We start from the raw sequence: 393 nt of genomic DNA on the forward strand, positions 1-393 counted from the left end.
GCGCATCAGCAGCGCCGGTTTGAAGCTCTTCCTGGTGCGGCAGCATCTGGAAACGATTGTTGCCGTTTCCAGATGAATGCGCCGATCATATAGCGAGGCTTCGGGGTCAAACGGAAGCCGTTCAGCCGCAGCTACTCCCTTCGAGACGTAAGCCAGACAAGCGATACCACAATGCAAAGCCATCTGACGCGGCTTGGCGCCCAGCTTATACACGGTCCAAGCTCGGCGCCCTCTACAGAGCTTCTTTGCATTCCATTTGCGGCGGATTCGGCGTCCGCACAGGTGTTTTGCTGCACGAACGATGAAGCATCGCATGGCCGCCTGCACGCTGGCGTGGCTGAACATTCGCTGCGATGTGGTCGCGAGCCTAACATCACGACCATGTTTTCTTAC

The 393-nt window shown here is 57.3% G+C and carries 1 protein-coding gene; it reads right to left on the reverse strand.

All coding sequences use genetic code 11. From position 1 onward, the window contains the following. The coding region (locus EN935_RS41710) for a hypothetical protein (protein ID WP_206534754.1) at positions 1 to 213 on the reverse strand (213 nt) is incomplete at its 3' end. Between the last annotated feature and the right edge of the window lie 180 nt (positions 214 to 393).

Origin of the sequence: Mesorhizobium sp. M7D.F.Ca.US.004.03.1.1 (assembly GCF_003998635.1) — a bacterium.
Classification (GTDB): Bacteria; Pseudomonadota; Alphaproteobacteria; order Rhizobiales; family Rhizobiaceae; genus Mesorhizobium; species Mesorhizobium loti.